Origin of the sequence: Nocardia sp. NPDC060259 (assembly GCF_042728775.1) — a bacterium.
Lineage (GTDB): Bacteria > Actinomycetota > Actinomycetes > Mycobacteriales > Mycobacteriaceae > Nocardia.
Genome location: NZ_JBHXAY010000055.1, coordinates 13977 through 37625 on the forward strand (window position 1 = coordinate 13977; position 23649 = coordinate 37625).

The following is a 23649-nucleotide window of genomic DNA, read 5'->3' on the forward strand; positions in this document are numbered from 1 at the left end:
CCGCAGTGGGCTCGCGTTTGCCGGAAATTTCCCTTCCGTTGCGGATGTGCACACGGCGCGTACACGGCTACCCTCGATAGCAGGAGGTGAGCGACGTGACGTACCTGTTGGCCCTCATCGCAATCGCGGCCGTCGCGGTGTTGTGCTGGAAGGCGTTCGGACCCCAGAGGCCCGGCCCATCTCCGCGCAGACCGATCCTCGGCCCCGACGACGATCCGGAATTCCTCTGGCGCCTCGGCAAGCAGCACCGCGACGACTCCGGCCCGTCCGAGCCGTAGAGCTCGCGCGCGTGAGCTTACCCACATACCCCCGATGCACCGCGAAAAACCCGGGTAGATAACGTATTCCGGTGATCGATGTGCAGCAGAGTTCCATCCCGACCACCTGGCGCGCGGCCGACGGCAGCGCCGTGACGTTCACCGAGGCCAGGTCGGCGTGGACTCGCGCGGCACACGAGGTGCTCGCCGACACCGCGACCAGGTTCAACAACTTCATCGTCAACACCGAGTTGGCCGAGCTGGTCCAGGAGGAATCCGGGATCCGCACGCAGGTGAAGTGGCAGCACTGGCTGCCGGTCGTGCTGGACAAGGTCGCCGAGCACTGTCACAAGAACAACGAGCCGCCGCTGAGCGCGCTGTGCGTGCGCAAGAACCAGACGGTGGGCACCGGCTACCGCTACATCCTCGAACTCGCGGGCCTGCCCATCCCCGACGACCTGGAAATGCACGCCGCCGCCGCCCGCTGGCAGTGCTACCAGCACTACGCCACCGACCTCCCCGCCGACGGCGGCCTCCCCACCCTTCCCCCCAAGGTCGCGGCCCTGCGCCACCAGACCTCCCAGGACCTGGCCACCGCCGAAGCGGCCGAAGCGGCCACCAAGCCCAAGCGCACCGCGGCCTCGTCCAGCCGCAGCGTCACCGTTCCCAAGCCGGAACCGGTCCGCAAGCCCGTCTGCCTCAACTGCCACGTCGAACTCCCGGCCAACAAGATCTGCTACTACTGCTGATCCGAGCACCGACCGATGCCCGGACGCTCACCTGAGCATCCGGGCACAGTTGTCTCTGGAGCCCCTATGAGGTGCGCCATATCCCCCTTCACCTCAAGCATGGTTGAGCAAATAGCGTCTTTCGCATGAGCACGAACATGATTCAGCCCCCGGTCGTCGACGACGACACCGTGGATCACACCGCCGACATCGCCGCGATCCGCCAGATCGTCGCCGACACCCAGACCGCGTTCAACACCAACGACCCCGAACTGATGACCGCGCCATTCCTGGCGAACGCGGTGGTCGGCAACGCGATCGGCACCCTGATCACCGGGCGCGACGCGCTGCTCGACGCGAACCGCCGCGGATTGGCGGGATTCCTCGCCGACGAGCACGTCCGCTACGACGTCACCGACATCACCTTCCTTCGCCCCGACGTCGCCATCGCCCACAAAGAAGCCCGCGCCACCACCGCCGACGGCACCCTGATCGACACCACCCCCGCCATGGTCGCCCTGTACGTCCTGGTCAAGGAGAACAACCGCTGGTGGACCGCAGCCCGCCACAACACCCCCGTCCCCACCTCCTGACCACGGACGATCAGTGCAGTAGGCAGCCACTCACGATGAGGATCAGCGTGGAATCGGCTGCGGATCATGTCGCAATATCGGCGGTGCGGACGACGAAACGAACTTGGCCGGCGATCGATTCCGACCACCGGAGATCGAGACCGGCCTGGCTCGAACCATGCGTCGAGCCGGTCAGCCGCGATCAGGCGGCCATCGACTCAATCCTGACTCGATAGACAACCTCGGTGCCCCGTCCGGCTCAGGACGAGTCCGCGCGGGCGAGTGCCTCGGCCTCCATCGCGGCGATGAAGTCGGTGAGGTCCGAACCGTAGATGCCCCAGCTGTTCACGCCGCCGAGCTCGACGAGGCGCAGTGCGCCGTCGGGGCCGACGCCGACGTCGACGGTGAGCATGGTGGAGCCTTGCGCGAGCATGCGCGCCGCCACGGTCTCCGCGAAGGTGCGTACATGGTCGGGCACGGGGAGGTACGGCTCGAGTGGATACGAGCTTCCGCAGAAGAAACGCCCGCTACGGCAGAAGCAGCGGTACTCGTGCTCGAAGGCCACGACCTCGGACACGACGACGAGCTCGTCCCGGTGCTCGACATAGGACTGGACCAAGCGATCCAGCTCCGCGACCGCATGCACGCCCGCGGGGAAGAGCTTGTAGTTCGTGTCGCTCCGAACGAAGACCTGCTCACTGCCGAACATACGCCGCAACGGCAGACCGGGAATCGCGGAGAACGGCACGAACACGGCCGTACGCCCGAGCAGGTCGTACACGTGCCGGTAGTACGACGAGCAGCGCAAAGTCGCGTAGTCGTCGAACACCGCTTCACCCAGCCGCGGCACCCGTCGCAGCCGCGTCATCGTCGGCATGGTCCCGTATCCGACGACCGCGCGCCCCTCCTCGACAACCGGCCAGCGCCCCATCATCACGTCATATGGCTCGACGATCAGAGCATCATCGAGCGTGGCCGCGACAATGGCCGAGCCAGGGAATTCCTCGTGCAGATCGATGAGCCACAGCGGTCGCATCGCCCGATGCTACGTGCGCGACCGCAACGAGATTCGCCCGTTCAGTTCAGGCCTGCGTAGCTGTGCAATCCGCTGATCACCATGTTGATGATGAAGAGGTTGAAGAGCATGGCGACGAAGCCGGCGATGTTGATCCAGGCGGCCTTGGTGTCGCGCCAACCCGAGGTGGCTCGGGCGTGGAGGTACGCCGCGTAGAGGACCCAGGCGATGAAGGAGCAGGTTTCCTTGGGGTCCCAGCCCCAGAAGCGGCCCCAGGCGGCTTCGGCCCAGATGGCGCCGAGGATGACGCCCGCGCCGAAGAGGGGGAAGCCGATGATGGTGGTCTTGTAGGCGAGCTGGTCGAGAGTGCGGGCGTCGGGGAGGCGGCGGGCGATGGTGCCGAAGACGTTGTTCGACTCTTCGCCCGCGGGCTGGCGCATGCGGTACAGGTACAGCAGGCTGGCCACGCCGGAGACCAGGAAGACGCCGCTGCCGATGCTGACGATGGTGACGTGGATGGGCAGCCAGAACGAGCGCAGCGCGGGGACGACGGGCGCGGCGTCGGCGTAGAGGACCGTACCTGCCAGGAACATCAGGATCAGCACCGGGACAAGCAGGAACACCCACATCGACCGGTAGCGCTGATCGCGCAGGAAGTACAGGCCGATCACCACGGCGGCCGCGGTGGCCATGGTGGTGAACTCGTACATGTTGCCCAGCGGGAAGCGATGGGTGGCGAACCCGCGCAGCACGATCGAGCCGACGTGCAGCACAGCGCCGACCAGCAGCACCGCGAACGCCATATTGCCGAGCCGCTCGGCGGTCGGCTTCGCCACCGGCGTCTCGATGCGGCCGGGCAGCGACGGGTCGGCGGGCGCGCCCGCGGTGACCAGTTCGCGCGCGGCAACCTGCTTGGCCCGCGCCGAGGCGTACTGCACGAGCAGCAGCACCGTCGCCAGGGCATAGACCGCCATGGCCGACATGAAGGCGAAGTCGCTGTAGCGTGACAGCGTTTCGTCGATCGGCATCAGTTCTCCGTTTCCGCGTCCAGTACCCGCGCGCGCAGCCGGTCGAATTCGCCGCCCCAGCCCGCCTGATCGCTTCTGGCCAGACCGCCCATTTCTACTACGGTCCGTCGTTGATCCACGGTACCTGCCGCGGCCTCGGCCGGGTACGCCCGGATCCAGATCCGGCGGCGTTTCACCAGCAGCGACACCAGCAGACCGGCCATCATCGTCAGCGCGCTCACCAGCACCCACTGCTGCGCCGGATCGTGCGAGACCTGCAGGTTCACGAACTCCTGCGCGCCGTCGAAGGTCACCTTCGCGCCGCTGGGCAGCGTGGTCGACTCGCCGGGACGCAGGTTGACCCGCGCTTCCTTGGTGAGTCGGCCCTGCTTGATCATCTCCGGGTCCAGCGAGAACAACGACTGCGAGCGGCCGGTGTCGAGGCCGGTGTTGCCGCGGTAGATGTCGACCGCGACGGCCGGATCGTCCATCGTCGGGAACGACGAGGTGAGCAGGCTGCCGTGGAACATCGCCGTCGGCGCGAACAGGCCCTCGATGGCGATCTGGTTCTGACGGCGCTCCTCGTCGGTGGCGGACATGCCACCGGGCGGGTCGATCCGCAGCACACCGCTGGACAGGAATGTCTGGGCGTCGTCGGGCCGCCACTGGATGGTCTCGGTGCGGGTCTGCCCGTTCGGGAAGGTGACGGTGAACGTCGGCGCGAACCCGTGGCCCTGCAGGTAGACGCGGTCACCGGCGACACGCAGCGGATGGTTCACCCGCAGCTCGGTGCTGCGCCAGGTGTCGGTGCTCAGGTCCTGGCCCGCCTGGTACTCGATGTTCGAGCGGAACATCTCGGCCTGGCCGGTGGGCAGGTAGTCGGCCTTGAAATCCTTCACCTTGATGCACAGCGGCGTCATGCCGGTGCCGTCGTTGGTGTTGCCTGCGCGGAACGAGTCGAACACCGCGGGCGAGGTGGTGCAGAAGCCGGGGCCGTTGTTGGCGATCACGATGACATTGCCCTCGTAGCCGAACAGCTTGCCCAGCGCGATCGCGACCAGCAGCCCCACCAGCGACAGGTGGAACACCAGGTTGCCGAACTCGCGCAGGTAGCCCTTCTCCGCGGACAGCGTCACCTCGCCGTCGCGATTGCCAGGCCGCACCTCGACGCGCCAGCCACGCAGCTGTCCGCGCGCCTGCTCGACGACGTCCTCGGCGCCACGGTCGACGGTCTCGCTGAAGTGGTGCGGCAGCCTGCCGAGATTGCGCGGCGCGGCCACCGGCGGGGTGCGCAGTGCCTTGTAGTGGTCCCAGCAGCGCGGCAGGATGCAGCCGACCAGCGAGATGAACAGCAGCACGTAGATGGCGGTGAACCAGAAGCTGCCGAACACGTCGAACAGTTCGAACCGGTCCATCCACGGGCCAAGGGTCGGGCGGTCGGCGATGTACTGGTCGACCTTCTGCGCATTCAGGCTGCGCTGCGGCAGCAGGGCGCCGGGAATGGCCGCCAGCGCCAGCAGGAACAGCAGCACCAGGGCGGTACGCATGCTGGTGAGGCCGCGCCAGGTGTTGCGGGCCAGGGCCCAGGCACGGCCAGGCAGCGACTGCCGGACGGGCGGGGTGGGGGTGGTCGGAGTAGTCAGTGTGTCAGTCATCAGATCGGGAGAGTCACCTCGGAGACGAACCCGTCACGCACCCAGCCGACGAACTGATCCCATGCCCCCGTGACCAGCGCGACGCCGACGGCGACGAGCAGAACACCCCCGATTACCTGAATGGTGCGCGAATTGCGCCGCAGCCAGCCGACCCCGCGCAACGCACCGGCCGACCCGAACGCCAGCACGACGAACGGCAGCCCGAGCCCGAGGCAGTACGCCACGATCAGCACGACACCGCGCGCCGCGGTCGTGCCCTCGGTACCGGCCGACACCGCCATCACACCGGACAGCGTCGGGCCGAGACACGGCGTCCAGCCCAGCGCGAACACCCCGCCCAGCAGGGGCGCGCCGACGATGCTGGTGAACCTGCGCGGCTCCATCCTGGTGTCACGCTGCAGCGCGGGCACCAGGCCGATGAACACCAGACCCATCAGAATCGTCACCACACCGCCGATGCGCTGCAGCAGTTCCCGGTTGACGTTGAGGGTCTGGATCACGCCGAACACGGTGGCCGTGGCCAGCACGAACACCACCGTGAACCCGGCGACGAACAGTCCGGCGGCGCCGGCGACGCGCATCTTCGCGCTGCGGCGCTGCGCGGTCAGGACGCCTGCCTGCGCGGCCGTGGCCGGTGGCGCCTCGGCACCGACCAGCCCGGCCAGATACGACAGGTACCCCGGCACCAACGGCACGACACACGGTGAAGCGAACGACACCAGGCCCGCGAGCAGACAGGCACCCAGCGCCAACAGCAACGGACCCGATGCCGCGGTCTGCTGGAAGGAATCCCCGACTGCGGCGAGCACCATCACTCGGTGCTGTCCTCGTCATGCTGCTCGTCGCGGGGCAACGACAGAGTGCGCTCGGTCTCGGCCGGCTCAGCCGGACCGAAATCGAACAGGCCCGCACCGGCCACGCTGCGCGGGACGGTCGCGATGCCCGCCCAGCGATCGTCGACGGTCCACCCCGCTCCCATGCGGCGGGCACCCTGGCGGGGGCGACACGCGGTCAGATTTCCGGGACGACGACGGCTCACTGCTTCTCCTCGGCGGCGATGCGCTCGACCACGGGCTGCAGATCTTCTGCCAATAGCGAGCGAAGGAAGACCGCGGCGACCCGGTGCTGACGATCCAGGATCAACGTGGTCGGAATGACACTGGTGGGAAAGTTTCCGCCGAGAGCGAGCAAGGTTCGCATCGACGGGTCGTAGATGGACGGGTATTCGATCTTGTTGTCCACTACGAAGTCCTGGGCTTTGTCGCGCTGGTGGTCGCGGACGTTGATTCCCAGGAACGCGACGCCCTTGTCTTTGGTCGCCGCGTAGACCTTTTCGAGTGCGGGCGACTCGGCGCGGCACGGGCCACACCACTGTCCCCACAGATTGACGACCACGATCTGGTTCGGGAAATCCTCGACCGAGACGGTCTTTCCCTCGTTCATCAGATCGGGCCCCGAGAGCTTGCCGATCGTGCCGCGCGAGGCGGGCGGGTCGTAATAGATATCGGTTTTACCACCGGGCGAGACGAATTCGAAGGTGCCGCCACCGGTAGCCACCGCATCGGTACCTGTCGAACAGCCCGCGGCCGCGACGATCACCAGCAGCGCGGACAGGACGGCAGTGATCGCCCGCAGCCGATGGCTGCGGGCGGAGACCGACGTGGTGGAGCGTGTCATGCGCCGTGAACCGAAGGGTCGGAGGCGCCCGCTGGTTCGGAGTACACGATGTCTACCAGGGTATCTCCGTGGTAGACCAGCGACGTCAACGAGGCGAGCGAGCACTGGCGGTTGCGTGGGTCGTGCCACAGCCGCTGGCCCTGCAGGAACCGGCGCAGCGTCCACACGGGCAGCTGATGCGAGACCAGCACCACCTCGTGACCGGCGCCCTCGACGCGGGCCTTGTTGACCGCGGCCAGCATGCGATGCGCGATCTGCAGGTACGGCTCGCCCCACGACGGGGTGAACGGGTCGCGCAGCTTCCACCAGTGCCGGGGCTTGCGCAGCGCGCCGTCGCCGACGGACACGCGCAGGCCCTCGAAGGTGTTGCCCGCTTCGATCAGGTTCTCGTCGGTGCGCACGATCACGTCGTGGGCGGCGGCGATCGGGGCCGCGGTTTCCTGGGCGCGCTGCAGCGGGGAGGCGATCACCAGGGAGATGTCGTGGTCGGCCAGCGAGCGGGCGACGGCGCCGGCCTGCGAGCGGCCCGCCACCGAGAGGCTGAAACCGGGCAGGCGGCCGTAGAGGATGCCGTTCGGGTTGTGCACCTCGCCGTGGCGGAGCACATGCACGATGGTCTCGACGGTCGACGGGTCGTCGTCGAGGCCGGGCGGCGCGGCGGCGGGCGCGGGATGCGGCGCCTCGTCACCGTCGACCGGGGTGGCGAATTCTGCGTCGGGCTGGTCGGAGCTCACGCTGGGGATCCTTCGGGGGTTGCGGCCGCGGCCGCGAGGGCGGCGGCGGGCAGAGCGGCGGCGATACGGTCGAACGCGTCCTCGTCGAGCGCCGCGGAGACGAACCAGGCCTCGAACGCGCTCGGCGGCGCGTACACGCCCGCGTCGAGCAGGGCATGGAAGAAGGCTGGGTAACGCCAGGTCTGGCTCGCCTTGGCGGCGGCATAGTCGGTCACCGGGCGGTCGGCGAAGAACACGCTCACCATATTGCCTGCGAACTGGACCTGATGCTCGACACCGGCTTCTGTCAGGGCTTTCGCGAACAGCGAGCCGAGCCGATCGGCATTGCGGTCCAGCGCCGCGTACACCTCGGCGTCGGCGGCGCGCAGCGTCGCCAGGCCTGCCGCGACCGCCACGGGGTTACCGGAGAGGGTGCCCGCCTGATAGACGGGGCCGAGCGGGGCGAGGTTGTTCATGATCTCGGCGCGACCGCCGAACGCGGCGGCGGGCAGGCCACCGCTCATCACCTTGCCGAAGGTGTAGAGGTCACCGGCGACGCCTTCGCGGCCGTACCAACCCGACGCGCTGACCCGGAAACCGGTCATCACTTCGTCCATGATCAGCAGTGCGCCGCTGTCGTGGGCCAGCGTGCGCAGGCCCTCGTTGAAACCGGGCAGCGGCGCGACCGCGCCCATGTTGCCCGCGGCGGCCTCGGTGATGACGCACGCGATCTGGCCGGGGTTGACCTCGAACGCTGCGGCGACGGCGGTGAGGTCGTTGTAGGGCAGCACGATGGTGTCGGCGGCCTGCGCGCCGGTGACTCCGGGCGACGTGGGCAGACCCAGCGTCGCGACGCCGGAGCCGGCGTCGGCCAGCAGCGCGTCGACGTGGCCGTGGTAGCAGCCGGCGAACTTGATGATCTTGGTCCGGCCGGTGAAGCCGCGAGCCAGCCGCACGGCGCTCATCGTGGCCTCGGTGCCGGAGTTGACCAGGCGCACCCGCTCGACCGGGTCGACCCGCGCGGCGATCGCCTCGGCCAGCTCGATCTCGGCCTCGGTCGGCGCACCGAACGACAGTCCGCCCGTCGCGGCCCGCTGCACCGCTTCGACGACCGCCGGGTGCGCGTGGCCGAGGATCATCGGGCCCCACGAACAGACCAGATCGACATAGGAATTGCCGTCGGCGTCGATCAGGGTGCAACCGTTGGCCGAGGCGATGAACCGTGGAGTTCCGCCGACCGAGTTGAACGCACGGACCGGGGAATTGACACCACCCGGGATCACCGAAGCAGCCCGCTCGAAGAGCTGGGCGGAAACCGGCACCGATGACCTGGTCGCGCGCGGAGAAGAACTCACGGATTCCAGTCTCTCAGCTCGCCTCGGCGCGCCGGACGACAGGGTGGAGCACAGTGACCCAGACCGCAGCGACCCACCGGCGACACGCCCGACACGCCGCCCCCAGGCGCTGATGATTTCGATCAAGGCACGTTGGCCTGCGGCTACGCTGCGGGCTGCTCAGGCACTGAGCGGTGGGAACTCAGCGATAGCGGAAGGGTATTTCATGCGTTTCGGCGTCACCAGCATTGCCCTGGGTACAGGGTTCGTCGCGGCCGCACTGATCTTCGGCGCGGGCTCGGCCACCGCCTTCGCGCCGCAGGTCCAGCCGGATCGGATCGGCGCCCAGCTCGATCACGAGGAGACCGTCGCGCTCGGCGCCGGTCCGGTTCCGGCGCTCATCGCGATGTTCGTGCCCCCCAACCGGATCGGCGCCGGCCTGCACCGCGACACGACTCTGCACCGCGACGCCGACGGCGGCATCCGCGCCACCCTGCGTCAGGTGGTAACGGAGGCGGCGAGCCATCCCGACGGCGCCGTCACCGTGTACCTGAACGCGCCGGGCACGCGCGGCGGCCGCGTCGTCGACGTCTACCAGCACTGGGCCGATTAGGTGTACATGCAGGGAACTTCAGCCGAGATCGTGTGCAGCTGGCACATGATGCCGTTGTAGATACCGCTCGAGCCGGTCTCCGGGGCGAAGCCGCCGGCGGCCGGCTCGGCAACCATGGGGGTCAGGGGCAGGCCCGCGGCCTGGGCGGGTGCCGCTGCCAGGGCGATCGCCGCCACGGCCGCGGCCGCGGTACAGAATCCTGCGGTGAGCTTGGTCATCGATGTTCCTCCGTGCACTGCCCGCTGCGCGAGCGTCGAGATCCGCGCCGAACCCCAACGCGCACATCGAAATTCGGCCTCGTTCAGTGCATCGTTTCGGTAACGCGCGGTGCTACATTTCCGGTCACGATCCTGGCGACGGCATCGATGACGAGAACGCCGGCCAGGATCACCAGCCCGGTGGCCAGGATCAGCAGCGGTGGCACGTAGCGGACGGCCTCGAACGCGGGATGATCGTCGGCGGTGACGTATTCGGTCGTGCGCCGGGCATGGCTCCAGCTGTACGCCGCGCCGGCCAGGCAGAGCACGGCCAGGCCGAGCTCGAACAGCGCGGCGGCGATCCAGCGTCTCATCCTTGCGATCCTGCCAGGGCGGAGCGCAGTGCGGCGCGCAGGCCGATGTGGTCGATCGCCCACGCCTGCACGATCCGGCCGTCGACCAGGCGCAAGCCGATGCCGCGGCGACGGCGCGGGATGCCGCTCAGCGCGCCGAGCGGGCTGGCCTGCTCGGCGTCGTCGTCCTCGGCGGGGAGCACGGCGGCGACCTCGGCCAGTGCCAGCGATTCCACGCCCTGGTGCAGCGTGGAGTCGGTCAGTTCGACCCGGCCATGGGTGCGTCCCGCGATCACCTGGAGCACGGTGAAACCGCCGATGGCGACGGCGCAGAAACCCAGGGCGAACCCGTGCAGGGTGGCGCCCGCGAGCCATTCCACCAGCAGGATGACAGCGCAGAGCAACGGACCGTACGCGACGGCGCGCCATCGCGCGCCGGGCTCGGAGAACAAGACCATGGGGGTACTGCGACGAAGGATCAGCTGACCAGGCTCGGCAACAGAATGAGAGCGATGGTGACGACGGCGAGCAGAACCATCAATCCGATGACCAGCAGATCGCGTCGCAGGCTGTGTGGCTGTTCGATCACCACGCGCATCATTGCCTCCGCTCCGCCGGTTCCCTACCGGCTATGTCACAGTGAGTACCCCAAATCACTGTGAGCATGCTCACCATACACTGCGGCGATCCGGCGCAACGAGACGGCGGGGGTCTACCTCGCGTTCACCGACGGTTCAGCTGGAAGTACTTGGTGGAATCCGGCCGGTAACTCAGATACGCGGCGCCGACCGCGAGTACGCCCTGCACGATCGCGGTGCCACCGGCGATCATCGTGGCCACCGAGGTGTCGCCGGTGAAGGCGAACATCGTGGCGACCGCGCCGAGGCCGAGCCAGACCGCGACGACCGTGAGCACCGTGCGCGCCCACGACTTACCGCGGGCGAGTTGCTGGGCGATCAGCACGGTCACCCCGGCCAGCACGAGCCCGACGATCGCGGTCAGCACGAACGCGACCAGCACCATCACATCGACGGTCGACGCCGGGAAGTTCGGGTCCGACTTGTGCATCTCGTCGAGGAACTGCTTGCTCAGCTCGTCGCGCTGCCCGGTCATGGTGGCGATCCCGGCGCCGGTGTACACGACACCGAGCCCGGCGACGGCCCACCACAACTGGCGTGCGGTGCCGACGTCTTCGGGCATCGGGCGGGTTTCGGGTTTGCGCGGCGGAACGATCACGACAGCCAGTGTGCAGCCTCGGTCGCCCAGTAGGTGAGCACGATGTCCGCGCCCGCCCGCCGGATGCCGATCAGCGACTCCAGGATCGCGGCCCTGCGGTCGATCCAGCCGCGCTCGGCGGCGGCGGTGATCATCGCGTACTCGCCGGAGATCTGGTACGCGGCCACCGGGACCGTCGAGCGGTCGGCGACGTCGCGCAGGATGTCGAGGTAGGACATCGCCGGCTTCACCATCACGATGTCGGCGCCCTCGGCGAGGTCGAGATCGAGTTCGCGCAGCGATTCGCGGCGGTTGGCCGGATCCTGCTGGTAGGTGCGGCGATCACCTTCCAGCGACGAGCCGACGGCCTCGCGGAACGGGCCGTAGAAGGCGGAGGCGTACTTGGCCGCGTAGGCCAGGATGGCGGTGTCGGTGCGACCGACCGCGTCCAGCCCGCGCCGGATCGCGCCGACCTGGCCGTCCATCATGCCGCTGGTGCCGAGCAGATCGGCGCCTGCCTCGGCCTGGGCCAGCGCCATCTCCACGTACCGGTGCAGGGTGGCGTCGTTGTCGACCGCGCCGTCGGTGCCGATGACACCGCAGTGGCCGTGATCGGTGAACTCGTCCAGACAGGTGTCGGCCATGACGACGGTCGCGTCGCCGACCTCCTCGGACAGCGCGCGCAGGCCGCGGTTGAGGATGCCGTTGGGGTCGCTGGCCTGGCTGCCGGTGGCGTCCTTGTCCTCGGGCCGGGGCACGCCGAACAGCATCAGGCCGCCGACACCGGCGGTCACCGCTTCGACGGAAGCCTTGCGCAGCGAGTCGAGCGAGTGCTGATACACGCCGGGCATCGAGCTGATCTCGCGCGGTTCATCGATACCGTCGGCGACGAACATCGGCAGCACCAGCTGACGCGGCTCGAGCGTGGTTTCGGCGACGAGCCGACGCATAGCGGGAGTCCTGCGCAACCGCCGCGGGCGGTCGAAAGCGGTCATAGACCGCAGAATACGCCTGCGCGCGCGGCCTCGCGTCGGCGCCTACGCGGCCTCCCCCGCACGGGCCACCTCGCCCAAGATCGACTCGAAGGTGGCAAACACCGGGAGTGGACCGGCCGAGCTCCACGTCTGGTTGGTGAGCAGGATGCCGGTCACCGCACCGTCGTTGGACCACGTGGAGCCGAGGCCGCCGGACCACCCGTACGAGCCGGCGCGCGGACCGTCCGCCAGGTCGCTGAGCTGGACACCTACCCCGTAGCCCCAGCCCGCGCTGCCGTCCGGGTTCGGCCCGCCGCGGGCCAGCTGTTCGGCGGTGAGGTGGTCGCGCGTCATCGCGGCCACCGCCTGTTCGGACAGGATCCGGGTGCCGTCGAGTTCGCCGCCGTCGCGCAACATGCGGGCGAACCGGTGATAGTCGGCGAGGGTGGAGACGAGTCCGTCGCCGCCGCCCTCGAACGCGGGTGGTGTGCTCCACTGTCCGTCGACCGGGTCGAAGACGATGCGCGTGCCGTCCCGGTCGGCGTAGTGCGGCCCGAAGCGGTCGATCGTGTCCGCCGAAACAGAGAAGCCGGTGTCGACCATGCCGAGTGGGCCGAAGACGCGCTGGGCCAGGAACTCCGAGAGGGGCATGCCCGCGGCCCTGGTCACCAGGAAGCCCAGGATCGGCGCGCCGACGTGATAGAGCCAGCGCTCCCCCGGCTGGTACTGCAGCGGCAGCGTGCCGAGCCGTTCGAGCCAGGTGTCCGGCGCAGGCATCCGGGCGGGCATCGGCGGGCCCCAGCCCAGGCCGAGCTCGCTCCAGGCGGCGTCGAGCGGCTTGGGCGAGAAGTCGGCGAAGTCCATGCCCCAGCCGAGCCGGAAGGTGAGCAGGTCGTCGACGGTGATCGGGCGCTGCGCCGCGACGGTATCGGTGATCTCGGCGGCCGGATGCGTCAGCACGCGGCGGCCTGCGAGTTCGGGCAGCAGGCGATCGACGGGCTCGGTGGGGTCGAGCACGCCGTCGTCGATCAGGATCGAGGCCGCGACCGCGGTGACCGGTTTGGTCATCGAGGAGATACGGAAGATGGTGTCGGTGCGCACGGGCGCGGCGCGCGACTCGTCGAGATGACCCGCCGTGCCGGTCACCACCTGGTCGCCGGTCGAGACGAGCCAGGCCAGGCCGAGCAGTTCGTCCGCCTCGACATGGGCGCCGAGGCGCTTGCCGATCTCGTCCACCGTCATCGTGTCTCCTCCCGTGACATCTGTGGCCCACTAGACCACACGGGTCAGACAGCCGCCCGGCGACGAGCCGCGGCGCACCTGTGGATAAACTCGAATCCCACTGGAGCTCAATGGCTTCCGCGCGAGATCGACGAAACTTGTCGGACCCCCTCGCTACAATCGAAAGCGTGTTCGAGGGTTCCCGACGATCGGGGGCGGGACCCATTCGCGACGGGAGGACGCCATGAACGCCATTGCCGCATCGAAGTCCGGGTTCATCACCGCACCGTATGTGCCGCTGGAGAAGAAGCGCCTGCCCGCCGGCAGGCCGCGTCGCTGGTACGTGGCGCACAACCGCAGGCTCAAGGCCATGCGATTGACGATCGCGCTCCTGGATTCCGGGGTGTATCTGCCGAACCAGGCCACCAACGAGACGATCCGGCGCACCGCCGACCAGATCGAACTACGCCCGCCGTCCGACGCCACCTGCCGGCTGGTGCGCACGCTGCTGCGCTACAGCCGATGACGCTGATACGCCGAAGGCCCGCCACGGTGGGCGGGCCTTCGGGGTGTCTGCGCGGACTAGCGGCTGCTGCTGCGGCGGCTCTTCTTCCGCGGCGGTGGCAGCAGGCCCTCCGCGCGCAGGCGCGAGGCGTGCTCGGCCAGCGCCTCCACCAGCGGACCAACCTGCGCGGTCTCGGGCTGCACGTCCACGCGCAGACCGAACTCGATCGCGGTCTCGGCCGTCTTCGGGCCGATGCAGGCAACGATGGTGCGCGCGTGCGGCTTGCCCGCGATTCCGACCAGGTTGCGGACCGTGGAGGACGAGGTGAACAGGACCGCGTCGAAGCCGCCGGTCTTGATCATCTCGCGGGTCTCCGCCGGCGGCGGCGAGGCGCGCACGGTGCGGTAGGCGGTGACGTCGTCGATCTCCCAGCCGCGCTCGCGCAGGCCCTCGGCGAGGGTCTCGGTGGCGATGTCGGCGCGCGGCAGCAGCACCCGGTTGACCGGGTCGAACACGTCGTCGTAGGGCGGGAAGTCGGCGAGCAGGCCCTCGGAGGACTGTTCGCCGCTCGGCACCAGCTCGGGGTTGATGCCGAACGAGCGCACCTTCTCCGCGGTGGCCTCGCCGACGCAGGCGATCTTCACACCGGAGAACGCCCGCGCGTCGAGGCCGAACTCGGCGAACTTCTCCCACACCGCGCGCACCGCGTTGGTGGAGGTGAACACCACCCACTGGTAGCGGCCGTCGACCAGGCCCTTCACCGCGCGCTCCATCTGCGCGGGGCTGCGCGGCGGCTCGACAGCGATGGTCGGCACCTCCATCGGGATGGCGCCGTGGGTCACCAGCCGCTCGCTCATCTCGCCGGCCTGGTCCTTGGTGCGCGGCACCAGCACGGTCCAGCCGTACAGGGCACGCGACTCCCACCACGACATCTTCGAGCGCTTGTCCACTTCCTTGCCGACCGTCACGACCAGCGGGCCGACCAGCTCGGAGGCGGCGTTGTTCAGGGTGGCCAGCGTCGCCTCGATGGTGCGCTGCTGACGGGTGGTGCCACGCACGGTCACCGCGACCGGAGTCTGCGGGGCAAGGCCGTGTTCGACCAGCGCGCTCGCGGTCTCGGCCAGGTGCCCGGAGGTGGCGCTCAGCACCAGCGGACCGGGGGCGGCGGCCAGCGCAGCCCAGTCGACCTCGCCGCGCACGTCCGCCTCGGTGTGCCCGGAACCGAGGGCGATACCCGCGTAGCTGGGCACCGCCGAGCCGTTCGGCAGGCCGGGCAGCACCTCGAACACCATGTGCGAGCGGGTGACGGCGTTGACCTCGTTGATCACCGAATCGGTGGTCAGCGGATCGCCCGCGACGACGCGCACCACATCGTGTCCGCCGCGGGCCTCGGCGATCAGCGTCTTGGCCACCTCGGCGGGTTCGCCGAGCGCCGGACGCACGTCGACCGGGCGCTCGCCGTCCTCGCCCGCCTCGACGGCGATGCCGATCAGCGCGAGCACGCCCTTGTCGACGTCGGGGTCGGTGAACGCCAGCGTCGCCCGCTCGAGCACCTCACGGGCGCGCACGGTCAGCAGGGCCGGGTCGCCGGGGCCGGATCCGACGAAAAGGATCCGCCCTGGTTGCTTCTTGGTGCCTCGGCTGCTCATCGGTTGTTCTCCATCGGGCTGGAATTGGTGAAGTCTGGGGCGGGGGTGTTCACCGCCTGTGTGGGGGAACCGACCTCCGGTTCCGGCTCGTCCGCGACGCTCAGCAATGCGCGAGCGCCCAGATCCAGCAGATCGCGCGCGAGTGCGCGGCCGAGCTCCTCGGCGTCGCGCGGCGCGCCGACGATCGAGGCGCGCAGGACGTCGGAGCCGTCGATCGCGGCCGCGCAGGCCCGCAGCGACAGTTCCTCGAAGATGCGGCCGTCCTCGTCGATCGACTCGACGACCTCGGCGATGGCGCCGATCGGCGCGGTGCAGCCCGCCTCGAGCTCACCGAGCAGCGAACGCTCGGCCAGCACGGCGGCCCTGGTCGGCGCGTCGTCCAGACCGGCGAGGATCTCGATCAGCTGCGGGTCGTCACTGCGGCATTCCACCGCGAGGGCGCCCTGCGAAGGGGCGGGCAGCATCTGCACCGGCTCGAGCGATTCGGTGATCGCGTCGGTCCGCCCGATTCTGGCCAGACCGGCGCGGGCGATGACGATCGCGTCGAGTTCACCCTCGCTCACCTTGCGCAACCGGGAGTCGATGTTGCCGCGCAGCGGGACGATGTCGAGGCCCAGGCCGAGTGCCCGCAGCTGGGCGGCGCGCCGCGGCGCCGAGGTGCCGACCTTGGCGCCGGCGGGCAGTTCACCGAGGACCAGTCCGTCGCGGGCGACCAGCGCGTCGCGCGGGTCCTCGCGGGGCGGGATGGCGGCGATGGTGAAGCGCGGGTCCTGCGCGGTGGGGAGGTCCTTGTAGGAGTGCACCGCGATGTCGATGCCACCCGCGGCGAGCTCGTCGCGCAGCGCCGAGGTGAACACGCCGACGCCGATCTTCTGGACCGGATCCGACGACAGATCACCGGGCGTCTTGATCACGACCAGTTCGGCGGGCTGACCCGCGGCGATCAGCGCATCACGGATGGTGCCCGCCTGTGTCAGCGCGAGCAGGCTGCCGCGCGTGCCGATCCGCCACGGCGCACTGCTGCTGCCTGCGGTCACGGTGTCCTCTTCCTGCACTGTCGTGATCATGAGTCCTGCCCATCGCCGAGGTGTCCTGCGGTGAAGTCGTCGGCCAGCGCGGACTCGCCCGCAGCGACCTCCATGGGAGCGGCAACCGCTTGCACCGCACCGGGTTTCAGTTCGAACAGCTCACGCAACGCCTCGGCGTAGCTGTCGCCACCCGGCGTCGATGCCAACTGCTTGACGCGCACCGTCGGCGCGTGCAGCAGCTTGTCGACGACGCGGCGAACGGTGCGCGCCACCTCGTCGCGAGCCGGATCGGCCAAGTCGGGTAGCCGCGAATCCAGGCGGAGCAGTTCGGCTTCCACCACTTCGGCGGCGCGCTGACGCAGTGCGGCCACCGTCGGGGTGACCTCCGCCATGCGTTGCCCGGCAAGATATTTCGCGAGTTCGTCGGCGACGATCTGACGCGCGGCGGCGGTGTCGTCGGCCGCGGCGCCCGCGGCCGGATCGCGCTGCAGCGATTCGATGTCGATGACGGCGACGCCGGGCAGACCCGCCACGGCGTGCTCCACATCGCGAGGCAGGCCGAGATCGCAGAAGACCAGCGGATGTTCGGCGGCGTCGGTGCGGGCCCGGTCAGCGAGCGCGCGGTGGGTGTCGGCCAGTGTGACGACCGCACCGACCGCGCCGGTACAGGTGATGACGACGTCCGCGGCCGCCATCGCCTCGGTGAGGCGCGACATCTCCACGGCCTCGGCGTCGACGCCGTGCATGCTGCGACCGGTCTCGGCCAAGCGCTGCGCACGATCGAGCGTGCGGTTGACGACGATGATCCGGCCGATGCCGGCCCGCGACAGATGCGCGACGGCCAGCCCGCCCATCGCACCGGCGCCGAGCACCACCGCGGTGCGGCCCGCGAGATCGCCGACGACGCCACGCGCCCGGTCCAGCGCCACCGACACCACCGAGGCGCCCGCCCGGTCGATGCCGGTCTCCGAGTGCACCCGCTTGCCGACCCGCAGCGCGTGCTGGGCCAGCTCGTGCATGGTGCGCCCGACCGCCTGCTGCCCGTCGGCGCTGGCGTAGGCGCTGCGGATCTGGCTGAGCACCTGCTGCTCGCCGACGACCATCGAGTCGAGGCCGCTGGCGACCGCGAACAGGTGCTCGGCCGCGGCCTCGCTGTAGCGCACGTAGGCGTGCCTGGTCAGATCGCCGAGCGGCAGGCCGGAATGCTTGGTCAGCAGTTCGCTGACCTCGCCGAGCCCGCCGTGGAAGGCGTCGACCACGGCGTAGACCTCGACGCGGTTGCAGGTGGAGACGATCATCGCCTCGGACACATGGCTCGACTCGAGCAGCCGGTCGACCAGCTTCGGGCGGTCGGCCTCACTGATGGCGACCTTCTCGAGCACCGAGACCGGCGCACTCCGATGAGAAATTCCGACGAGCAGGACACTCATGACCGCACCTCGCTTGCGCTCGGCGCCGTCATGCGCGTCCGCGCGCTGGCCTGCTGATTCGCTCGCTGGCGCTCGCTCATGGCGTGATCACCGATCCCTTGGTGCTTGGCTCCGTTGCCGAATGCGGGGTGGCCGAGTGCGGCGCGGTGCGGCGCTGCGGCCTGCCGCGCGCCGGTTCGACCGGCGCGGGGTGCGTGAGGGCGGGATGGTTCTGCGTCGGCACCCGGCGCGCGATCCGGCCGGACCCGGCCTGAGCCACCTCGGGCAGGGCGGGCGCGTCGTTGCGGGCGGCGTCGAAGGAGAGCATCTGCAGCTCCATCGCCAGGTCGACGCGGCGAACCTCCACATGGGCCGGCGTGAGCAGGGCACACGGGGCGAAGCTCAAGATCGACGGGAGCCCGGCGGCGACGAGCCGGTCACACACGTCCTGGGCGGCCTCGTCCGGCACGGCGAGTACCGCGATGGTCGGCGCGAGCGCCGGAATCTGCTCGGTGAGCTGCTCGACATCGCGCACGACGAGACCGGCGTACGTCTGACCGATCACCGCGGGGGCGTTGTCGAAGATCCCGACCACGGTGAAGCCACGTACCCCGAAACCGCCGTAGCCGACCAGGGCGCGGCCCAGATTGCCCGCACCGATCAGCACCACCCGATGTCCCTGCGACAGACCGAGCACATCTTCGATCCTGGTGCGCAACTTGGCTACGTCATAGCCGACACCCCGCACGCCGTTGGGTCCGAGGAAGGAAAGATCCTTGCGCAGCTTGGCCGAATTGACACCCGCCGCGACAGCAAGTTCCTCACTCGATACGATGGCTACACCCTCGTCGGCCAACCCGGCGAGAACCCGGAGATAGGTAGCAAGACGAGTCACCGTGGCCTGGGGGATATCCCTCTGAAGAGCCTTGCCGGAGACGCCACCTGGCGTCTCATGCTGCTCTGTCACGTCGTCGGCTCCTCGTGCCGGGCCTGATCGCGGTCCGGTTCCTGTCGTTCGTTCACCGGTGTGGGTCACTGCGTCGCGAGCGCGACGCGTGCCATGGGGGGCTGTGCAAACCCGGCCACCGCCGCTGCTTGGGGCGGCGGTGCGGATTGCGTGCCACCACCGTAACCGCTTGTGCAGGCGTTCACAAAGTCGGTGAAATTGGCCTCATTTTCCGCCGCGACCAGCGAAACGGCTCAAGTCGGCCCGCAAACGTGGCTCGTCGACGTCGAAATAGCTGTGTTCACGGCCGTCCAACAGGACCACGGGCAGCCGATCGCCGTATTCGGCGCGCAGTCCGGGGTCGCTGACCGCGGCTTCGTCGACGTCTACGGTGTGCACCGGGAGACCGAAATCACCACAGATCGTCTCCAATTGCGCCAGTGCGATGCTGCACAGGCCGCAACCGGCTCGCGTCAACAGGGTCACGGTGGGTGTGGGATTAGTCATGAGCTCTATTTAATCCTCGGGCCCGCCGCGGGTTGTCGGTGAATCCGGTTACTGTGGACATGGTTCGCGCGACTAGCGGAGGGTACTGGTGCCGGAACGTTCGAAGGTGGCTAGGGCCGGATTCGTCGCAGGACGATTCGGGGAGTTCCCTGCGCGGTGGCAGCCAAGCCGCCTCGGCCAGGAACTGCAGGAACAGTTCGCACGGCTGCCGCGCAGTCCGTTCGGGCCGAGCGAGGAGGAGCTGCGCGCCAACCTGGCCGGTGAGGCCAGCGCCGACGCCGCGCTCACCCTGCACGATGCCGAACTCGCCGAACAGGGCGACGACGCGGGCCCCGAGGTACCGCGCGATCTGACGGCGGCTGCGTTCTTCGACGTCGACAACACCCTGGTGCAGGGCGCCTCGATCGTGCACTTCGCCCGCGGTCTGGCCGCGCGCAAATACTTCAAGACCTCCGACCTGGTCGACGTCGCCTGGAAGCAGGTGAAATTCCGGGTCACCGGCAAGGAGAACTCCTCCGACATGGCCTCGGGCCGGGAGAAGGCGCTCAGCTTCATCGCGGGCCGCCCGACCGCCGAACTCGCCGCGCTCGGCGAGGAGATCTACGACGAGATCATCGCCGACAAGATCTGGCCCGGCACCCGCGCGCTCGCCCAGATGCACCTCGACGCCGGCCAGCAGGTCTGGCTGGTGACCGCGACGCCGGTGGAGCTGGCCAATGTCATCGCCAAGCGCCTCGGCCTGACCGGCGCCCTCGGCACGGTCGCCGAGAGCGTCGACGGCAAGTTCACCGGCAGGCTGGTCGGTGACATCCTGCACGGCCTCGGCAAGGCGCACGCGGTGCGCACCCTGGCCATCCGCGAGGGCCTCAACCTCAAGCGCTGCACGGCCTACTCCGACAGCCACAACGACGTGCCCATGCTGTCGCTGGTCGGCACCGCGGTCGCGATCAACCCCGACTCGGATTTGCGCGAGGTCGCCAAGAACCGGGGCTGGGAGATCCGCGACTTCCGCACCGGCCGCAAGGCCGCCAAGATCGGCGTCCCCACCGCCCTCGCGCTGGGTGCGGCGGGCGGCGCGGTCGCCGCGGCGATCACCCGAAAGCGGGCGGGCTAGCCCGCCTCCCCGCGTATTCAGCGGGCCTTCCGGAAGCTCGACCGTTGGCTGTCGGTCTTGCGCTATGAGGGCGGCAGCTGGGAGCTGGTTGGTTGCGCGTTCTAGCCCATCACGGTGTTTCTGCGCTTGGCGAGCAGTTTGTAAAGGGTCTGCTGGATTGTTTCCCGGACCTGGTCGGTGACCTCGAACATCGTCATCGGGTCGTCGGCCTCTTCCGGCTCGTAGGCCGTGGTGGCGATCGGCTCGCCGAATTCGATGTACCACTTCGACGGCAGCGGAATCGCGCCCAGCGGGCCAAGGTGCGGGAACAGCGGGGTCACCGGGAAGTACGGCAGGCCGAGCAGGCGGGCCAGCGGCTTGATGTCGGCCAGCTTCGGGTAGATCTCCTCGGAGCCGACGATCGAGCACGGGATGATCGGCACCCCGGTGCGCACGGCCGCGGAGACGAATCCGCCGCGGCCGAAGCGCTGCAGCTTGTAGCGGTCGGCGTAGTTCTTGCCGACGCCCTTGAAGCCCTCGGGGAACACACCCGCGATCTGGCCGGAACGCAGCAGACGCTCGGCATCGGGATGGCAGGCCAGCGTGTGCCCGGCCTTGCGGGCCAGCGCACCGAGCATCGGCAGCTCGAAGATCAGGTCGGCGGCCAGCAGCCGTAGCGCGCGCCGACTCGGATGCTTGTCGTGGATGGCCAGCTGCAGCATCAGCCCGTCGAGCGGCACGGTGCCCGCGTGGTTGGCGACGATCAGCGCGCCACCGGACGCGGGGATGTTCTCGATGCCAGCGACCTCGACCCGGAACCAGTAATCCGACAGCGGCCGCAGCGCGGGCAGGATGACCGACTCGAGCAGGTGCTCGTCGTAGCCGAACTCGTCGACCTGGTAGTCGCCGGTGAACCTGCGCCGCGCGAACTCCGCGGCGTTCTCGATCTGCGCGCCGAGGGCGCCGCGGACGATCTCGGACAGGGTCTTCGGCGGCCTGGTCGGCATGCCGGGCCTGCGCTCGCTCAGCGAGGTGACCGGGGTGGCCTGCACCGGCTGGTCGGGCCAACGCCGCGCCGGTGGTCTTTGTCGGGCCTCGACATTCACGTCGAGACGAATTACTTTCGCTCCCTCGTTCATGTATGCGCTCCCGAACCGGCCCCGATGAGGCCGAGCAGTTTGGTTTCCGCGGCGTCGATCCATTTCGGATCGACGACGGGCCGCAACGCTGCGCCCGCGATGAAATCGTCGAATGCCTGGACCGTGGTCCAGCGGGGGGTGAAACCGAGTTCGGTCCGCATGCGGGTGGTGTCGAGCCCGCAACCGAAGTAGAAGTAGTCGGGTTGTTCGCCACTGAATCCGCGCATGACCGGGCCCATCAGCGTGCGCCCGACAGTGCGGAAAACGAAGAACGGCACCGGCGCGACTATGCGCCCTGCCCGGCGGATCGCCTGCGACATGGCCAGCGCGCCGTCGCCCGCGATATTCACGGTACCGCCGTGCGCGCGTAATGCGGCGTGCACCAGTACGGCGACAGCATCTTCCTCGTGCAGCAATTGCAGCCTGGCTTCGCGACCGAGCACGGTCGGCGTGATCGGCGAACGCAGATATTGCACGCCGCGATCGGCCAGCCGGGGACCGACGATCGGCGCGAAACGCAGAATCGATGCGGAAATATCGGGCCTGCGCCGCGCCATTCCGCGCACCAGCGCTTCGATATCGATCATGTCGCGCGCAAACCAACCGGACGGTGGGGTACGCGCGCCCATTTCCTCGGTGAATTTCACCGGATCCTTGGCGCTGCAGCCGTACACCGCCGAGGACGACCGGACGACAACGCGCCGCACCGACGGCGCCTTCTGACACACGGCGAGCAACTGCATCGTGCCGAGGACGTTGAGATCCTTCATCACCGCGCGACCGCCACCGGCGGGCGGACGGGTGAGCACGGCCGCGTGCACGACGGTATCGACGTCGTTGCCCTCGACGACCTTGCGGATCAGCGGATTCCTGATGTCGGCGCGCACGAACTCGGCGCTGCCCATGCGACGGCGGAGCTCCCGGCTCGGGGTCATCGTGTCGACGGCGATCACGTGCTCGACACCCGGTTCCACGGCGAGCCGGGACGCGACGTTGCTACCGAAGAAGCGGCTGGCACCGGTCACCAGCACTACCTTCGGAACGTGTCGTTCCCGTGTATCAGAACTCGGACCTGGCCCCACTCAAAGCCCCCTGCTTCTAGTGTTTTCCCGCGTACCAGAGTAGCCGCATTCGCGCCACCCACCGACACGATCAACAAGCTTTTAACGATGACGCTGTAAGAAAACACAAGCCCGCCACCTCCGAAGGTGACGGGCTCGCGTAGGCACGCAGGCTTACTTGCCGAGTTTGCGCCGCTGAACACGCGTGCGGCGAAGCAGCTTGCGGTGCTTCTTCTTCGACATACGCTTGCGGCGCTTCTTGATCACAGAACCCATAGGGTTTCCTCGCGTTTCTCTACTCGGCATACACACGCGGTGTCGCGTGCGTCGTCTGGTGCCCGCGCCGCCGGGGCGCACCGGACACCACGAAGCGGTGCCACCGGCAGGCGGACACGAACCGAGGGTTCATGCTACCGGGACACCCGAGCAGCGACGAAACCGCCCTTGTACCTGGCGGGCTGGTTCAGCCCGCGTCGAAGTAGGACGTCTCCAGGTAGTCGTGCACCGCCTTCGCGTGCACCCGGAACGAGCGGCCGACCCGCACCGCGGGCAGTTCACCCGAGTGCACGAGCCGATACACCGTCATCTTCGACACCCGCATGAGATCGGCGACTTCGGCGACGGTGAGAAACTGCGTGCCACCGCCGATCACCGGTTGTCCCTGCGTGGAGCCGACCCGCGGACCGGAAGAACCCGATCCACCGCCCGACGCCGGTGAATTGCTTGCAGACATTCTGTTCGCAGACATCATGGCACCATTGACCTCCGGCACGTCCGCGCC

Annotated in this window: 29 protein-coding genes; 6 read left to right on the top strand and 23 right to left on the bottom strand. The window is 68.9% G+C overall.

All coding sequences use genetic code 11. The annotated features are described in order from the left end of the window. The first annotated feature begins 95 nt into the window (after positions 1 to 95). The 3 genes from ACFWF2_RS20195 (at position 96) to ACFWF2_RS20205 (ending at position 1578) form a co-directional block, all read left to right on the top strand. On the top strand, positions 96 to 278 hold the full coding sequence (locus ACFWF2_RS20195) for a hypothetical protein (RefSeq protein ID WP_379308963.1): 183 nt from the start codon (positions 96 to 98) through the stop codon (positions 276 to 278). Between the two features lie 71 nt (positions 279 to 349). Continuing rightward, on the top strand, positions 350 to 1006 hold the full coding sequence (locus ACFWF2_RS20200) for a hypothetical protein (RefSeq protein ID WP_379308964.1): 657 nt from the start codon (positions 350 to 352) through the stop codon (positions 1004 to 1006). Positions 1007 to 1131: 125 nt separating this feature from the next. Then, positions 1132 to 1578, top strand: coding sequence for an SgcJ/EcaC family oxidoreductase (locus tag ACFWF2_RS20205; RefSeq protein ID WP_379308965.1), 447 nt, complete (start codon positions 1132 to 1134; stop codon positions 1576 to 1578). A gap of 238 nt (positions 1579 to 1816) precedes the next feature. On the opposite strand, the gene ACFWF2_RS20210 is transcribed toward ACFWF2_RS20205, so the two are convergent. The 8 genes from ACFWF2_RS20210 to hemL all read right to left on the bottom strand — a co-directional run bounded on the left by ACFWF2_RS20210 (position 1817) and on the right by hemL (position 8979). Next, positions 1817 to 2593: an ATP-grasp domain-containing protein gene (locus tag ACFWF2_RS20210; RefSeq protein WP_379308966.1), complete on the bottom strand. Its 777-nt coding sequence runs from the start codon at positions 2591 to 2593 to the stop codon at positions 1817 to 1819. Between the two features lie 41 nt (positions 2594 to 2634). Continuing rightward, positions 2635 to 3600, bottom strand: coding sequence for a c-type cytochrome biogenesis protein CcsB (gene ccsB / locus ACFWF2_RS20215; protein ID WP_379308967.1), 966 nt, complete (start codon positions 3598 to 3600; stop codon positions 2635 to 2637). Continuing rightward, positions 3600 to 5234 carry a cytochrome c biogenesis protein ResB gene (locus ACFWF2_RS20220; RefSeq protein WP_379308968.1) on the bottom strand — a complete coding sequence of 545 codons (1635 nt, stop codon included), beginning with the start codon at positions 5232 to 5234 and terminating at the stop codon, positions 3600 to 3602. The genes ccsB and ACFWF2_RS20220 overlap by 1 nt, the downstream gene beginning before the upstream one ends. Then, positions 5234 to 6046, bottom strand: coding sequence for a cytochrome c biogenesis CcdA family protein (locus ACFWF2_RS20225; RefSeq protein ID WP_189025531.1), 813 nt, complete (start codon positions 6044 to 6046; stop codon positions 5234 to 5236). Before ACFWF2_RS20225 ends, ACFWF2_RS20220 begins: the two co-directional genes overlap by 1 nt. Then, on the bottom strand, positions 6046 to 6213 hold the full coding sequence (locus ACFWF2_RS20230) for a hypothetical protein (RefSeq protein WP_379308969.1): 168 nt from the start codon (positions 6211 to 6213) through the stop codon (positions 6046 to 6048). Before ACFWF2_RS20230 ends, ACFWF2_RS20225 begins: the two co-directional genes overlap by 1 nt. A 56-nt stretch (positions 6214 to 6269) precedes the next feature. Beyond that, positions 6270 to 6911 (bottom strand): TlpA disulfide reductase family protein, encoded by a 642-nt coding sequence (locus ACFWF2_RS20235; protein WP_379308970.1) that lies wholly within the window; start codon positions 6909 to 6911, stop codon positions 6270 to 6272. Further along, positions 6908 to 7525, bottom strand: coding sequence for a histidine phosphatase family protein (locus tag ACFWF2_RS20240; protein WP_378847931.1), 618 nt, complete (start codon positions 7523 to 7525; stop codon positions 6908 to 6910). Before ACFWF2_RS20240 ends, ACFWF2_RS20235 begins: the two co-directional genes overlap by 4 nt. 116 nt (positions 7526 to 7641) lie before the next feature. Beyond that, complete coding sequence (hemL, locus tag ACFWF2_RS20245) at positions 7642 to 8979, bottom strand: glutamate-1-semialdehyde 2,1-aminomutase (protein ID WP_379308971.1); 1338 nt, start codon at positions 8977 to 8979, stop codon at positions 7642 to 7644. Between the two features lie 205 nt (positions 8980 to 9184). On the opposite strand from hemL, the gene ACFWF2_RS20250 reads away from it, so the two are divergent. Next, entirely contained in the window at positions 9185 to 9571 is a 387-nt protein-coding gene (locus tag ACFWF2_RS20250) for a hypothetical protein (RefSeq protein WP_379308972.1), read from the top strand. Here the strand turns inward: ACFWF2_RS20250 and ACFWF2_RS20255 are convergent. The 6 genes from ACFWF2_RS20255 to ACFWF2_RS20280 form a co-directional block, all read right to left on the bottom strand. Next, positions 9568 to 9789, bottom strand: coding sequence for a hypothetical protein (locus tag ACFWF2_RS20255; protein ID WP_189025524.1), 222 nt, complete (start codon positions 9787 to 9789; stop codon positions 9568 to 9570). The two genes, ACFWF2_RS20250 and ACFWF2_RS20255, sit on opposite strands and share 4 nt — an antisense overlap. A gap of 83 nt (positions 9790 to 9872) precedes the next feature. After that, positions 9873 to 10142, bottom strand: a complete 270-nt coding sequence (locus ACFWF2_RS20260; RefSeq protein ID WP_379308973.1) for a hypothetical protein — start codon at positions 10140 to 10142, stop codon at positions 9873 to 9875. Beyond that, positions 10139 to 10579, bottom strand: a complete 441-nt coding sequence (locus ACFWF2_RS20265) for a hypothetical protein (protein WP_379308974.1) — start codon at positions 10577 to 10579, stop codon at positions 10139 to 10141. The genes ACFWF2_RS20260 and ACFWF2_RS20265 overlap by 4 nt, the downstream gene beginning before the upstream one ends. Before the next feature lie 265 nt (positions 10580 to 10844). Beyond that, the gene (locus ACFWF2_RS20270) at positions 10845 to 11357 is read right to left on the bottom strand and encodes a hypothetical protein (RefSeq protein ID WP_379308975.1); all 513 of its coding nucleotides are present in this window, start codon (positions 11355 to 11357) and stop codon (positions 10845 to 10847) included. Next, complete coding sequence (hemB, locus tag ACFWF2_RS20275) at positions 11354 to 12331, bottom strand: porphobilinogen synthase (protein WP_378847921.1); 978 nt, start codon at positions 12329 to 12331, stop codon at positions 11354 to 11356. Before hemB ends, ACFWF2_RS20270 begins: the two co-directional genes overlap by 4 nt. Positions 12332 to 12373: 42 nt before the next feature. Then, positions 12374 to 13552: a serine hydrolase domain-containing protein gene (locus ACFWF2_RS20280; protein ID WP_379308976.1), complete on the bottom strand. Its 1179-nt coding sequence runs from the start codon at positions 13550 to 13552 to the stop codon at positions 12374 to 12376. A 223-nt stretch (positions 13553 to 13775) separates the two neighbouring features. On the opposite strand from ACFWF2_RS20280, the gene ACFWF2_RS20285 reads away from it, so the two are divergent. After that, on the top strand, positions 13776 to 14057 hold the full coding sequence (locus ACFWF2_RS20285; protein ID WP_379308977.1) for a hypothetical protein: 282 nt from the start codon (positions 13776 to 13778) through the stop codon (positions 14055 to 14057). Between the two features lie 56 nt (positions 14058 to 14113). Here ACFWF2_RS20285 and ACFWF2_RS20290 read toward each other — a convergent pair whose 3' ends face one another. The 5 genes from ACFWF2_RS20290 to ACFWF2_RS20310 all read right to left on the bottom strand — a co-directional run bounded on the left by ACFWF2_RS20290 (position 14114) and on the right by ACFWF2_RS20310 (position 19575). Further along, positions 14114 to 15685 (bottom strand): uroporphyrinogen-III synthase, encoded by a 1572-nt coding sequence (locus ACFWF2_RS20290; RefSeq protein ID WP_379308978.1) that lies wholly within the window; start codon positions 15683 to 15685, stop codon positions 14114 to 14116. Then, on the bottom strand, positions 15682 to 16752 hold the full coding sequence (gene hemC / locus ACFWF2_RS20295) for a hydroxymethylbilane synthase (protein WP_379308979.1): 1071 nt from the start codon (positions 16750 to 16752) through the stop codon (positions 15682 to 15684). Before hemC ends, ACFWF2_RS20290 begins: the two co-directional genes overlap by 4 nt. Continuing rightward, positions 16749 to 18143 carry a glutamyl-tRNA reductase gene (locus tag ACFWF2_RS20300; protein WP_379308980.1) on the bottom strand — a complete coding sequence of 465 codons (1395 nt, stop codon included), beginning with the start codon at positions 18141 to 18143 and terminating at the stop codon, positions 16749 to 16751. The genes hemC and ACFWF2_RS20300 overlap by 4 nt, the downstream gene beginning before the upstream one ends. Positions 18144 to 18219: 76 nt before the next feature. Continuing rightward, positions 18220 to 19089: a redox-sensing transcriptional repressor Rex gene (locus ACFWF2_RS20305; RefSeq protein WP_379308981.1), complete on the bottom strand. Its 870-nt coding sequence runs from the start codon at positions 19087 to 19089 to the stop codon at positions 18220 to 18222. A 204-nt stretch (positions 19090 to 19293) separates the two neighbouring features. Further along, complete coding sequence (locus ACFWF2_RS20310; RefSeq protein WP_379029014.1) at positions 19294 to 19575, bottom strand: glutaredoxin family protein; 282 nt, start codon at positions 19573 to 19575, stop codon at positions 19294 to 19296. Between the two features lie 184 nt (positions 19576 to 19759). On the opposite strand from ACFWF2_RS20310, the gene ACFWF2_RS20315 reads away from it, so the two are divergent. Continuing rightward, positions 19760 to 20689 carry an HAD family hydrolase gene (locus tag ACFWF2_RS20315; RefSeq protein WP_379308990.1) on the top strand — a complete coding sequence of 310 codons (930 nt, stop codon included), beginning with the start codon at positions 19760 to 19762 and terminating at the stop codon, positions 20687 to 20689. 101 nt (positions 20690 to 20790) lie between these two features. Here ACFWF2_RS20315 and ACFWF2_RS20320 read toward each other — a convergent pair whose 3' ends face one another. The 4 genes from ACFWF2_RS20320 to ACFWF2_RS20335 form a co-directional block, all read right to left on the bottom strand. Next, positions 20791 to 21807: a lysophospholipid acyltransferase family protein gene (locus ACFWF2_RS20320; protein WP_379308982.1), complete on the bottom strand. Its 1017-nt coding sequence runs from the start codon at positions 21805 to 21807 to the stop codon at positions 20791 to 20793. Next, complete coding sequence (locus ACFWF2_RS20325; protein WP_379308983.1) at positions 21804 to 22838, bottom strand: NAD-dependent epimerase/dehydratase family protein; 1035 nt, start codon at positions 22836 to 22838, stop codon at positions 21804 to 21806. The genes ACFWF2_RS20320 and ACFWF2_RS20325 overlap by 4 nt, the downstream gene beginning before the upstream one ends. Positions 22839 to 23042: 204 nt before the next feature. Then, the gene (locus ACFWF2_RS20330; RefSeq protein WP_003402602.1) at positions 23043 to 23144 is read right to left on the bottom strand and encodes a 30S ribosomal protein bS22; all 102 of its coding nucleotides are present in this window, start codon (positions 23142 to 23144) and stop codon (positions 23043 to 23045) included. A gap of 187 nt (positions 23145 to 23331) precedes the next feature. After that, the gene (locus ACFWF2_RS20335) at positions 23332 to 23601 is read right to left on the bottom strand and encodes a helix-turn-helix domain-containing protein (protein ID WP_229739639.1); all 270 of its coding nucleotides are present in this window, start codon (positions 23599 to 23601) and stop codon (positions 23332 to 23334) included. Between the last annotated feature and the right edge of the window lie 48 nt (positions 23602 to 23649).